12 protein-coding genes and 1 pseudogene are annotated in these 11,936 nt (G+C 35.8%); 6 read left to right on the forward strand and 7 right to left on the reverse strand.

All coding sequences use genetic code 11. The features are described from left to right. Nucleotide 1 precedes the first annotated feature (1 nt). Nucleotides 2-931, reverse strand: coding sequence for a DNA replication terminus site-binding protein (gene tus / locus ABN080_RS02820; protein ID WP_349440284.1), 930 nt, complete (start codon nt 929-931; stop codon nt 2-4). Between the two features lie 462 nt (nt 932-1,393). Beyond that, nucleotides 1,394-2,677, reverse strand: coding sequence for an MFS transporter (locus ABN080_RS02825; protein ID WP_196553090.1), 1,284 nt, complete (start codon nt 2,675-2,677; stop codon nt 1,394-1,396). Between the two features lie 125 nt (nt 2,678-2,802). Here ABN080_RS02825 and ABN080_RS02830 point away from each other — a divergent pair, with 125 nt between their 5' ends. The 3 genes from ABN080_RS02830 (at nt 2,803) to bioD (ending at nt 5,926) form a co-directional block, all read left to right on the forward strand. Beyond that, nucleotides 2,803-3,717 carry a LysR family transcriptional regulator gene (locus tag ABN080_RS02830; RefSeq protein WP_349440285.1) on the forward strand — a complete coding sequence of 305 codons (915 nt, stop codon included), beginning with the start codon at nt 2,803-2,805 and terminating at the stop codon, nt 3,715-3,717. Nucleotides 3,718-3,846: 129 nt separating this feature from the next. Next, nucleotides 3,847-5,058, forward strand: a complete 1,212-nt coding sequence (gene mlc, locus ABN080_RS02835) for a sugar metabolism global transcriptional regulator Mlc (RefSeq protein ID WP_349440286.1) — start codon at nt 3,847-3,849, stop codon at nt 5,056-5,058. Between the two features lie 196 nt (nt 5,059-5,254). Further along, nucleotides 5,255-5,926, forward strand: coding sequence for a dethiobiotin synthase (gene bioD, locus ABN080_RS02840; protein WP_072068031.1), 672 nt, complete (start codon nt 5,255-5,257; stop codon nt 5,924-5,926). A gap of 279 nt (nt 5,927-6,205) precedes the next feature. Here bioD and ABN080_RS02845 read toward each other — a convergent pair whose 3' ends face one another. From ABN080_RS02845 to osmB, 4 genes are all read right to left on the reverse strand, one after another. Further along, nucleotides 6,206-6,442 carry a DUF1161 domain-containing protein gene (locus ABN080_RS02845; protein WP_349440287.1) on the reverse strand — a complete coding sequence of 79 codons (237 nt, stop codon included), beginning with the start codon at nt 6,440-6,442 and terminating at the stop codon, nt 6,206-6,208. Between the two features lie 32 nt (nt 6,443-6,474). Continuing rightward, the gene (locus ABN080_RS02850) at nt 6,475-6,852 is read right to left on the reverse strand and encodes a DUF1283 family protein (RefSeq protein WP_349440288.1); all 378 of its coding nucleotides are present in this window, start codon (nt 6,850-6,852) and stop codon (nt 6,475-6,477) included. A 100-nt stretch (nt 6,853-6,952) separates the two neighbouring features. Next, the gene (gene ydfG, locus ABN080_RS02855; protein WP_349440289.1) at nt 6,953-7,702 is read right to left on the reverse strand and encodes a bifunctional NADP-dependent 3-hydroxy acid dehydrogenase/3-hydroxypropionate dehydrogenase YdfG; all 750 of its coding nucleotides are present in this window, start codon (nt 7,700-7,702) and stop codon (nt 6,953-6,955) included. A gap of 528 nt (nt 7,703-8,230) precedes the next feature. Further along, complete coding sequence (gene osmB / locus ABN080_RS02860; protein WP_006536908.1) at nt 8,231-8,452, reverse strand: osmotically-inducible lipoprotein OsmB; 222 nt, start codon at nt 8,450-8,452, stop codon at nt 8,231-8,233. Between the two features lie 316 nt (nt 8,453-8,768). On the opposite strand from osmB, the pseudogene tehA reads away from it, so the two are divergent. The 3 genes and pseudogenes from tehA (at nt 8,769) to ABN080_RS02875 (ending at nt 10,574) form a co-directional block, all read left to right on the forward strand. After that, a pseudogene (gene tehA, locus ABN080_RS02865) lies at nt 8,769-9,667 on the forward strand (dicarboxylate transporter/tellurite-resistance protein TehA). 277 nt (nt 9,668-9,944) lie between these two features. After that, nucleotides 9,945-10,247 (forward strand): hypothetical protein, encoded by a 303-nt coding sequence (locus tag ABN080_RS02870; protein ID WP_072068038.1) that lies wholly within the window; start codon nt 9,945-9,947, stop codon nt 10,245-10,247. 72 nt (nt 10,248-10,319) lie between these two features. Next, the gene (locus ABN080_RS02875) at nt 10,320-10,574 is read left to right on the forward strand and encodes a hypothetical protein (protein WP_349440290.1); all 255 of its coding nucleotides are present in this window, start codon (nt 10,320-10,322) and stop codon (nt 10,572-10,574) included. Between the two features lie 185 nt (nt 10,575-10,759). On the opposite strand, the gene dhaT is transcribed toward ABN080_RS02875, so the two are convergent. Beyond that, nucleotides 10,760-11,923, reverse strand: a complete 1,164-nt coding sequence (gene dhaT, locus ABN080_RS02880) for a 1,3-propanediol dehydrogenase (RefSeq protein WP_349440291.1) — start codon at nt 11,921-11,923, stop codon at nt 10,760-10,762. Nucleotides 11,924-11,936 lie beyond the last annotated feature (13 nt).

An 11,936-nucleotide genomic window follows, 5' to 3' on the forward strand; every position in this document is an offset into this window, starting at 1 on the left:
GTTATACTTCAAGATATAAATGCATTCTTGGAATAATCAGTTGTAATTTCTTAGCTTTAGGGCGATGGCGAATTTGAATGTTATCAGCATCATAATCAGGGAGTTCGCCAATTATCGGTTTAAAATCGCTCTCTTTATCAATATAGAAAGCCAACAAAGGTAATGGACAAGCATATTGTACTTGTTTTTGAAGCTCCGAATACCAAACACGAGCAATAGGTTGTACTTTTACGGGGCGCTTTATTTTTAATTTTGCATTTTCAGGTAATTTGGAAAGAGTGATTATCTCCTTATCAATACGTTCTGCCCATTGTTCACTGGTATATGGTGGAACCGCACGATTAGCTTCACGACTTTTCTCTAATTGAGCCAGTACATCATTGCGCGTTAAATTTTTAATAATATTTTTATTTGCCCAACCAAAACGTACAGTATCAGGATCAGACAACAAGGTGAGGGTGCGATAAGCATTTAGCGTAATTAGACCTTTTAACTGATTATGAACAAAATCAAAACGCTCTTCTTTAGAAATCCCTGATTCTTTAGTCACGATATCAGAAAGCTGTTTTTTTAATGAGTTAATACGCCCAATGTCTTCTTTTACTGACTTAAACTCAATATTGCTGGTACTAAAGCAGAGCACACCTGGTAAACGAATTGCACGCTTACTGCTGATATGTGGTGCATTATCATAAATAAACAGGTTGGCCATTAGTTTTAAGGTAAGTTCAAGAGCTTCTTCATTATAACTAGGTGACACTGTCACGCGAATAACATCATCATGTTCTTCTTCTTTAGTTACATCGGGTAATTCAAATACAGCAGAAGGTAATAATGTTAGTTTTCGCAGCTTTTCTGTCAGATTATTTATCTCGAATTCTAACTGCTTAAAACAGAGATTAAATTGTTCTATTAAATCATATTTATTCATCTCAATACTCTTATTTAGTTACAACATACAATTAGCCTTTATTTAAAACAATACATCAGCTTCAGTGGAAAGTACATCGTTTAACAGGGGAGAAATAACAAAAATGCGCTATACTGTGTTTATATACAGTATAGCGCAAAAAGGGCATTTTTTATAATGTTTTTCTTAGAAAGAGAGTTTATGAGTGTTTAGTATGCTGAAATTGTCTTTATTTTGTTCTTTCATTGTGTTTTGTACATCATATTGTTGTGCTATAGCATCACATTCTGGCTTTGATGATGGGCAGCTTTCAGTAAATGCATTCACCATAGAAGCGAAGAAGACCATTGATACGATTTAATTAGAGTCATATTTATTCATCCTTTTCAAAATAGGTACGTTAATATATTAAGAAAAGAGTGAAAAACTGACAATTTTAAAGATAATGATGCTTCTTTTGCATTTTATAACAACAGATTTTGTTTATTGAGCAACCTTATTAAGATGAAGTGCAATTAATAAGGCCGCTAACATTAAAACCGCAATAAATAACCCAACACCTAGCCAACCAAAACTTACCCAGAATAAACCACCGACTGTACCAGCAAGGCTTGATCCAGCATAGTAGGTAAAGAGATAAAGTGAAGAAGCCTGAGCACGTCCTCGTTTTGCACGACGCCCAATCCAACTACTTGCTACTGCATGAGCTGCGAAAAAACCCGTTGTTAAGATAAGCATACCGACGAAAATAACAGGCAACGATTCAATTAAGGTAATCAATATGCCTATTAACATCATCGAGATACCTGCAATAAATACTTTACCTAAACCATATTTAGTGGTTAGTAATCCTGCTTTAGATGCACTATAAGTGCCACTTAAATATACTATAGAAATCAAACCTACCGTTGTTTGGCTTAATGAATAGGGGGCGTCTAATAAACGATAGCCAATGTAGTTAAATAAAGTGACAAATCCGCCCATTAATAAACCACCTTCAATAAATAACAGGGGTAATCCTTTATCTCTAAAATGCAGTTTTGTGGTAATAAGAAGGTTGCGTGGTTTTAATGCAGTTGGTCTAAAGTGTTTTGAAGCTGGTAATATCTTCCAGAAAGTAATTGCTGCAAAAAGGGCAAAAATACCGAGAATAACGACAGATAAACGCCAAGAGTAATAATCACTTAATACCCCAGTAATAACACGACCACTCATACCACCAATAGAGTTACCGCTAATATATAAGCCCATTGATAGCGCTAAATAGGCAGGATGGATCTCTTCGCTTAAATAAGTCATCGCCACTGCAGCAACACCACTCAACGAAAGCCCCACTAAGGCACGAGTAATTAAGATGCCAGTCCAACTATTCATTGTTGCACTCAATAATGTAAAAAATGCGGCACAAAACAATGCAATAACCATGACATTTTTACGCCCAAAAGCGTCTGAAAGTGGGCCAGTGATTAATAAACCACATGCCATTAATGCGGTTGAAAGTGAGAGCGCTAGACTGCTGGTTGCGGGGCTGACAGAAAATTCGTTAGATAACACTGGCAATATGGGCTGCACAAAATAGAGTAAGGCAAATGTCGCTAAACCAACCATAAAAAATGACACTGTCACTTTTATATACAGTGCATCATCACGTTGAATATAGTGTTTAGGGTTAGATTGGCGATGAGCTGGCTTTTCTATACACGATGTATCGTCTGAAATATCAGTGCCTAAGCTCATGCTTTTACTGTCTATTTCGTGAGTATCCATATTGATTAAACTTCCATTACTTAAATTTGATTTATGTCAATGTTAGAAATATTTGATTTTTTTGTCTAATATATTAATTATTAGAAATAAGACTTTTAAAGTATCAATGCTAAAGTGAGAGACATATGAACATTGAATTGAGGCATTTACGTTATTTTATCGCTGTAGCGGAAGAGCTTCATTTTGGTAAAGCTGCAGAAAGATTGAATATTTCTCAACCACCGCTGAGTCAACAAATACAAGCACTTGAAAGTGAAATAGGCGCCAGGCTTTTAGAACGAACTAATCGTTCTGTTGCACTAACACCAGCAGGGCAAATGTTTTTAAAAGAGTCTTATCAAATTATGGCGCAGGTCAACGCAGCTGCAACACGTGCAGCTAGAATGGAAAAAGGTGAGTTAGGTGAAATATCTATAGGTTTTACATCAACGACACCTTTTATGCACTTAGTAACGTTGAGTTTAAGGCAATTTAGAGAAAATTATCCTGAAGTCGGTATTCATATGCATCAGATGAATACAAAGCAACAAATTTCACCATTGCTTACAGGGCGTATTGATCTGGGTATTATGCGAAACACCACATTACCCGAAAATTTGCACCACCAGCTATTGTTTCGAGAGCCTTTCATTTTAGCTGTTTATGAAGGGCACCCATTACTTGCTTACAAGGAAACAGGCGTTAATATTCAAGATATTGGGCAGTATCCTTTTGTTTTTTTTGAACGAGATGTAGGTACAGCTCTTTATGATGAAATTATTCAATTACTGAGTTTGTCAGGAATTACGCCAACTATTGCACAAGAAGCCGGTGAAGCCATGACGATTTTAGGGTTAGTTGCAGCAGGATTAGGTATCTCAATTGTGACTAAATCTTTTACTCGAATGAAAGTTGATGGTGTGCATTATTTGCACTTCGCTAATTCACAGGCATTTTCTGAAGTTTGGTTGGTTTCACATAAGAAACGGACAATACCCGCAGCGGCGAATCGATTAACGCAATTGTTGTTAAAAAATATCTTAGAACACCAAATATCTTGATTTATCTGTGTTTTTGATCACGCTTTTTATGTAAGTATTGTACAATTATCACAAATTGACGACATAATCGGTAATGAATTATTTAGAGCCTCGAATTAATTATGGCTTCTTAATTAAGGATGACACTCAATGGGGAACCAACCTAGCCACATCGATCACGTGAAACAGTTTAATCTTGGCACAGTCTTTCGTTTGATTGATGAACATGGCCCCATTTCTCGTATTTCACTGTCAAAAAAAGCAGAACTAGCTCCTGCAAGTATTACCAAAATTACGCGAGAATTAGTTGAGGCACATCTTATTCATGAAACAGAGTTTCCAGATGTGGGATTTCGTGGCCGACCTGCAGTAGGATTAAAATTAGAAAGCCAAGGGTGGCAATTTCTCTGTATCCGAGTCAATAAAGGTAATTTACTTTTTAGTTTAAGAGAGCTAGACAGTAAACTTGTTACTGAAGATACGTTTGATTTTCCTAAAGAGAACAGTGATAACTTTCTTACTCACTTTTTACTTGCTATTGATAAATTTTTCGAACGCTATCAATCACATGTTGAAAGATTGACCGCCATTAGTATTACAATGAATGCGATTATTGATCCCATTAGTGGGGTTATTCATAGTTCCCCTTATTACGATATTAAAGATGTTCCTCTTGCCGATAAGATCCATGAAAAAACAGGTGTTTCTGTTTTCTTACAGCATAGTGTCACTGCATGGACAATGGCCGAATCTTTATATGGCGCGGCAAAAAATAATTCAGATGTTTTGCAAATTGTCATTGACGACATTGTAGGTGCTGGCGTAATTAGTAACGGGAGGACATTACATTCTCACAGTCACAGTGCGGTTGAAATTGGGCACACTAAAGTTATCGACTCTGAAAATAGTTGTTATTGTGGGGCGAAGGGATGTTTAGAAACTGAAATTGCTATTCCTCAATTAATTAAAAAAGCGCAATTATTAGCGCAAGAGGATCCTACCTCGTTGCTAAACAAATATCCTATTACTATTGAAACATTGTGTGATGCAATATTAGTTGGAGATAAACAAGCTCTTGAAGTCGTGCATTTAGTTGCGCAGCGATTAAGTTTTATTCTTTCCGTGATGATTAATATCTTTAATCCACAAAAAATATTAATTGGTTCGCCTCTTTGTCGAGCTAAATCCATTCTTTTTCCATTGATTTTAAATCATGTTCAAAATCAGTCCATGCCTCGTTACGTACAATCATTAATTATTGAAGAAACAGAATTAAGAAATAAAGGTACTTTACCCGCAGCCTCATTAGTTAAAGAAGCTTTATACAACGGTTCTTTGTTAATAGAGTTGATGCAAGGCTAAATGAAGTGCAAAAAATCGTAACAGAAGTGTTTTTCAAGCGTAAATACCTCAATTGATCATTAACGAATTCTCTATTTTCGAGCAATTAACTAAAAAATTGAGCTATCTCAAGCCATCAGAAACAGTGTTACCCTAAACTCTAATCTCTGTCATTTTTTATGAACCTGATTTATCTGTCATAACGGAAGTAAATTATATGTTAACACGCTTTTTTGTTACGGGGACAGATACCAACGTGGGTAAAACTGTTGTGACCCGAGCACTTCTTCAGTCATTAAATCGTGGCGGGTCAACGGCAGTGGGTTATAAGCCTATTGCAACAGAATTACATGAAACAGCTGATGGTGAGCGTAATCGTGATGCAATGATTATTCATAATTCATCGCCAGTTGAAGTTCGCTACGACGAAATTAATCCTATTTTACTTGATAATTGTTATGTTAGCGAAAATGAAATTGATTTTAATAAGATTTCAAATGAGCTCGATAATTTAAGTAAAAAAGCAGAGTGTGTTGTTATCGAAGGTAATGGCGGTTGGCGTTATCTACTCGATGATAATACCTTTTATTCTGATTGGGTGGTAAAAGAACAAATTCCAGTCGTTTTGGTTGTTGGTATTCAACCAGGCTGTGTTAATCACTCAATATTAACAGCACAATCTATTATCAACGATGGTTTGAAATTAGTCGGTTGGGTTGCTAACAGAATAAATCCAGGATTACCTTATTATGCGAAAATTGTGGAAAGGCTGTCTCAGCATATTCCTGCACCGCTGATTGGTGAAATCCCGTATTTATTACGTCCTGAAGAACGTGATCTCTCTTGTTACCTTGATTTAAGTCAGTTAGAAATCGCTGTACCTGCTTAAGAGAGAATATAAATAAGTAACGAAGTGGATTGAGTTGCCTGTTTTTTAACGGAGCCAAACTTGTTACTTTTAAACGCCTGATGAGTAAATCCATTGGGTGTTTTTGTTTTTTCTAAACTTTGCTTAAAACTGGAATAATGATGAAAAAATGACAAAGTTAAAGCAAATATGGAACAACAAACCGAATAAAATAATTTTAAATCAGCAAGATACTCATTTATATTGAGTGATAAAGAAAAGGGCGCAATTATTAGCGCCCTTTTTTAAGTTAGCGGTGAATTAATGGCGAGTATAGATGATCTTCTTAGTGTCATTCTCGCAAGTGCCTACCACTTTACCCTCTGTTTGTGCAACTTGGTCGTTTTCAACGACAGTTAAAGTAAAGTTAGCAGCGGGCACACCGTTATTAACGATTTTTTGTTGAATAGATTCAACGACTTCATCACAACCTGCATTTGCTGCTAAAGGGGCAAATGCTACGAGGGTTGCTATTACTGCAAAGATATATTTCTTCATATTACATTTTCCTTGTTTTACAACGCAAAACATCACTGTTTTACACGATTTTCTTGTGGATTAACAGGGCGCCCAGTATTACTGTCTAAACAACGGCGGGTTTCAGGCTCCCAATAAGCGTAGATATTTGCACTTTTCAGACAAGCATCTCGCTCATCAATGGCTTTATCTACTTTATTAAATTCAATTTTTTCTCGCTGATTGACTTGGGTACGAAGTTCACGCTTTTGATCCCAGTCTTCTTTCAGTTGTCGAGCTTGTTCTTTATCTAAGACATTGTCATAGCCATTACCATTAATGGTTACATTGGTAGAGGCGGCAATAGAAGAAAAAGAAGACACAGATAAACCAAGAAATAAGGTGAACAATAAAGTTCTTACCGTTGGTTTCTTAGTTAGTGTATTGATCATAGTTGCTATCCTCTAAAGTTATGTCGCTATTACTGTCAATGACTATTATATCTTAATAATTATAGTTGATGCCTTAATAAAAAATGAGTTTTCAGTGCGTTTAGTTTTGACGATGAACACTTAATCCGGCAAATGATTGGCTAACAGGCATCATTTCTAAGGTATTAATATTAACATGAGCAGGTAACGTTGCTGTCCAATACACGGCTTCTGCAACATCTTCAGGAGTTAATGCGTTTGCATTTGCATACGTTTGTTCAACTTTATCACTATCACCTTTAAAGCGAACTAATGAGAACTCCGTACCACCAACAAGGCCAGGTTCAATATCGGTCACGCGGACTTTTTTACCTTGGAGATCAGCACGTAATCCTAAACTAAATTGCTTAACAAACGCTTTAGTGGCGCCATAAACATTACCACCCATATAAGGCCAAGAAGCTGCTGTTGAGCTGATATTAATAACATGGCCTTTATTTCTTTCTACCATAAAAGGAAGAATAGCACGGGTGACATGAACCAGACCTTTATTATTTGTCTCGATCATCGTATCCCAATCATCGAGACTGGCTTTATCGGCGGTATTTAAACCCAACGCTAAACCAGCGTTATTCACTAACACATCGATTTCACGCCATTTCTCAGGCAATTGAGTGTAAACCTCACTGACAGATTTTTTATCTGTCACATCTAACTGTAATGGATAAAATTGCTCACCTAGCTCTTTATGCAAGTTATTCAGTTTATCTAAACGACGAGCAGTACCAATAACTTTGTGTCCATGGCTGATAAAATGACGAGCAATAGCTTCACCAAAGCCAGCAGAGGCACCCGTGATAAAAATAATCATTTAATTACCCTCGATAGTTATAATAATTGAAAGTAAAAGGCTATCACTAAAAAGAGTCAAGTTTAAAAGTAAGGATTGTGATAAATCAGCCTAAAACAAGGTTCTTTTATGATGTGAAAGATTTTTATCTTTAATAGTAACCTGTATTTTTGTTTTTAACTGACAGGACATGAGGTAATTATTTAGTCGATTTTTTATTAAAAATAAAGGAGGCAAAGCGCATGCTTTGTATCACGGAAAAACAAATAAACTAAGTAAAAACATAATGATAATAATAATGATACTGCCAATGACGGCAATTACCAATGTGGGTGATAAAAGAAAAAAGAAGTAACACAAAATAAGGGTCACTACGATATAAATCAAATCGCTAAACGACTTATATAGAACGACGACAGTTTTTTTCAATTGAGAGAGGAACGATTTATTCATATCACACAAAAATAAATGCTGATTATCTTAATGTTACAAGTTACTAGACTGAGCTGAAAAATATAAACCCAGTCTAGCAGAATAGGGAACTAACGGTTATTTTTTACCAACTTGATGACCAATAACGCCACCTAAGACGCCGCCACCAATAGTACCCAATGCGCTACCATCAGTTAAAATCGCACCACCGATAGCACCAGCACCGGCTCCAATTGCTGTATTACGGTCGCGTTTTGTCATGCTAGAACAACCCGCAAGAGAAAAAAGCAGAACAGAAGCGACACATAGTGTTCCAATCTTTTTTAACGTGATATTCATTTTTATAAACTCCAAAATAAAGGACAATATAAAGATATCGCTATCGTATTTATACGAGCATCAGAATATTCGGGAACATAAGGAGGGAAAAGTCTTAAAGTGAGTCATTATTGATAACACATATTTTAAATGCATTTTATAAAAATAAATTTTATTATCTCTAGTATTATTTGATGTTCAGAATAAAGCATCAATGTATTATGTCATTTACATGAGTTAACATAATAATATGATATTGATAAATAAAGTAAAAATACTCTCTTCACAGTTTGCATCGGGCTATTTTGGTGTTGTATTAGGGATGATTGGTACAGGAATGGCATGGCGCTATGCCGATAAAGAGCATAATTATCCAGCTTATATTGGTGAAATATTTATTGGTGTAGGTTGTTTGGTTTGGTTAACACTTACGCTATTTTTGTTTAGTAAGTGGCTATTTCATCGACAAAGTATTCTTGAAGAAATTAAACATCCTGTTACAAGTGGATTTACTAGCTTATTTCCCGCAACGACAGTTTTAGTATCGATCGGATTAAGTCCATATTTATCCTTATTTTCTCTGGTGTTATTTAGTGTTGGAGCAATTGCTCAGCTTGGGTATTCTAGTTGGCTTGTTGGTTATCAATGGAAGGGTGAATATCCTAAAATGGCGACCACACCAGTCTTATATTTACCAACTGTCGCTAATAACTTTATCTGTGCCATGGCATGTGGTGCATTTGGTTTTAATGATTTGGGTATTTTATTTTTTGGGCTGGCGTATTTTCGTGGCTAAGTTTAGAACCCGCTATTTTAAAAAGAATACGCAGTGAAGGATTAATGGATGAAAAATTACGGCTATCATTTGGTATTCAATTAGCACCCGCCTTGGTTGCCTGTAGTGCTTATTTGGCTATTAATGACAATCATATTGATTTCTTCGCAAAAATGTTATTAGGTTATGGACTATTACAACTCTTATTTATGATGAGATTAATTCCTTGGTTTGTAAAACAACCGTTTTCATTGCCATTTTGGAGTTTCTCTTTCGGTGTTTCAGCATTAGCAAAAGCCTCATTAAATATGAGTATGACATCTAATAGCCATTTTATGCAGTTATTATCAATAGCTTTATTTGTTTTTGCTAATACTATTATTTTATTACTTATTTTTCATTCATTATTATGGATTTTTAAAGGATTAAAACAATTATACAATCCTTCTAAAGTGGTATGAATATTATATAAAAAAGAGAAGAGCCTAAATGAAAAGCTAGGCTCTTTTTGTTTAATACTGAAAATAATTAAAAAAGCAAGTTAGAAAGCTAATATTATCACGCATTATCCCAATAAATAGCATCAAACGGATATGTAGGTAACGACAACGCTGTTGCAAGTTGCTTAGATAATGTTGTTTTTCCTGCTCTAGCGGGCCCATAATACAAATCTTCATTTCTTTTTCAATAAGTTGCTTTAAGATAGAAATAGCATAAAGGGAAATAGAGCCAATAACGATGAAAAGAAAGTTAATTAAAAGAAATAAACGCTGGCTGATGGAGAAATATCATCTTTCACAACAACTATTTGCACCATTATCGGTTATTTTAAAAGACAATAAATTAGAGTCACAAGCAAATCGATATTACCGCTTATGGCGACGTGGCTTAATCAAAGAAGATTGGCGCCATGCCATTTTTGATAGAGATGTTGTGACAGTACCTCAACTACGCCTTGATGGCCGGGTTATTTATTACGAGAGAATTTATAACAAAGAGTTAGTACCATTAGAATATCAAGATCAATGGAAAGCATTTTGAAATAGATAAAGCTAACTTATTGCTAACTATTTATAGATTAGAAAGGAGCGAGAAGGGAGATTTGGGTTAAATATGAATAAAGTAAAACAACAATACTACCAGCAACAGCAAGCTCTTATTGATGATATACAAAAGGGTATTGCTTTAAATAGAGACTTATTAGTATTAAGGGAGTTACTTTTATCCTATAAGTACAATGGAATGACTCAAAATATAATGCAAGATTGTTTAAATCAATTAAGAGCTATAGAAGATGAAAATACTATTTTAGACTTACTCGATTTTGTCGAAGGTTTCTGTTCCTTAGATTGGAAAATATATCCCTGAAGGTTAAGAGTTGATTGTTGATCTTATTTTTCCGATTAAGGAACCATTTGCAATGGCAATTATGGCATTAACGTGGATAAAGTTGATCCTACCAGCGTTTTATAACCAGTTAGTTAATCAACACATAAATAAGCATTAATCTACATTGCTGTAGGTTAATGCTTTTTAGTGTTTCTTTTTAAGAATTAAAATGCTTGGCGGAAAATCTCAATGATCTCTTTTTCATTACCTTTACGAGGATTAGAGAATGCATTACCGTCTTTAAGTGCCATTTCAGCCATATATGGGAAATCAGACTCTTTCACACCTAACTCACCTAAATGTTGCGGAATACCAATATCCGCAGAGAGGCGAGCGATAGCTGCAATAGCACGTTCAGCTGCATCCATTATGGATAATCCTGTGATATTTTCCCCCATAAATTCAGCAATATCTGCAAATTTTTCTGGATTAGCAATCAGGTTATAACGTAATACATGTGGTAATAGCACCGCATTAGCTACGCCATGAGGCATATCATATAAACCACCTAATTGGTGAGCCATTGCATGAACGTAACCAAGGTTAGCGTTATTAAATGCCATTCCTGCTAAAAGTGAAGCATAAGCCATATTTTCACGGGCTTTTAGGTTTGTACCCAAGGCTACCGCTTGACGCAAGTTACGAGAAATCAAACGGATTGCTTGAATAGCTGATGCATCGGTGACAGGGTTAGCATCTTTAGAGATATAAGCTTCAACCGCATGAGTTAACGCATCCATACCTGTTGCCGCAGTCAGTCCAGCAGGTTTACCGATCATTAACAGAGGATCGTTAATAGAAACAGAAGGGAGGTTGCGCCAGCTCACAATAACGAATTTGACTTTAGTTTTGGTATTAGTCAGAACACAGTGACGAGTGACTTCACTCGCTGTGCCAGCAGTGGTATTTACGGCAATAATAGGTGGCAGAGGATTTGTTAGTGTTTCAATGCCTGCATAATTGTAAAGATCACCTTCATGAGTGGCTGCAATACCGATACCTTTACCACAGTCATGTGGACTACCACCACCCACTGTAATTATCATGTCACATTGTTCCTTGCGGAACATTGCAAGACCTTCGAGTACATTAGTGTCTTTTGGGTTAGGTTCTGTGCCATCAAATACGACAACATCAATACCCGCTTCTTTTAGATAACCAATAGTTTTATCTACGGCGCCATCTTTTAATGCTCGTAGACCTTTATCCGTTACCAGCAGGGCTTTTTTACCCCCCAATAATTTGCAACGTTCGCCAACAACAGAGATAGCACCTGGACCAAAAAAGTTAACATTCGGTACCAAGTAATCAAACATACGATAGCTCATGATAAACCTTCCA

Origin of the sequence: Proteus sp. fly-1089 (assembly GCF_040138965.1) — a bacterium.
GTDB lineage: Bacteria > Pseudomonadota > Gammaproteobacteria > Enterobacterales > Enterobacteriaceae > Proteus > Proteus vulgaris_B.

What these genes read in the sequence shown, in the direction of transcription:
- tus (WP_349440284.1), bottom strand. Translation starts at nt 931, where the DNA reads ATGAATAAATATGATTTAATAGAACAATTTAATCTCTGTTTTAAGCAG.
- ABN080_RS02825 (WP_196553090.1), bottom strand. Translation starts at nt 2,677, where the DNA reads ATGGATACTCACGAAATAGACAGTAAAAGCATGAGCTTAGGCACTGAT.
- ABN080_RS02830 (WP_349440285.1), top strand. Translation starts at nt 2,803, where the DNA reads ATGAACATTGAATTGAGGCATTTACGTTATTTTATCGCTGTAGCGGAA.
- mlc (WP_349440286.1), top strand. Translation starts at nt 3,847, where the DNA reads ATGGGGAACCAACCTAGCCACATCGATCACGTGAAACAGTTTAATCTT.
- bioD (WP_072068031.1), top strand. Translation starts at nt 5,255, where the DNA reads ATGTTAACACGCTTTTTTGTTACGGGGACAGATACCAACGTGGGTAAA.
- ABN080_RS02845 (WP_349440287.1), bottom strand. Translation starts at nt 6,442, where the DNA reads ATGAAGAAATATATCTTTGCAGTAATAGCAACCCTCGTAGCATTTGCC.
- ABN080_RS02850 (WP_349440288.1), bottom strand. Translation starts at nt 6,852, where the DNA reads ATGATCAATACACTAACTAAGAAACCAACGGTAAGAACTTTATTGTTC.
- ydfG (WP_349440289.1), bottom strand. Translation starts at nt 7,702, where the DNA reads ATGATTATTTTTATCACGGGTGCCTCTGCTGGCTTTGGTGAAGCTATT.
- osmB (WP_006536908.1), bottom strand. Translation starts at nt 8,452, where the DNA reads ATGAATATCACGTTAAAAAAGATTGGAACACTATGTGTCGCTTCTGTT.
- ABN080_RS02870 (WP_072068038.1), top strand. Translation starts at nt 9,945, where the DNA reads ATGAAAAGAAAGTTAATTAAAAGAAATAAACGCTGGCTGATGGAGAAA.
- ABN080_RS02875 (WP_349440290.1), top strand. Translation starts at nt 10,320, where the DNA reads ATGAATAAAGTAAAACAACAATACTACCAGCAACAGCAAGCTCTTATT.
- dhaT (WP_349440291.1), bottom strand. Translation starts at nt 11,923, where the DNA reads ATGAGCTATCGTATGTTTGATTACTTGGTACCGAATGTTAACTTTTTT.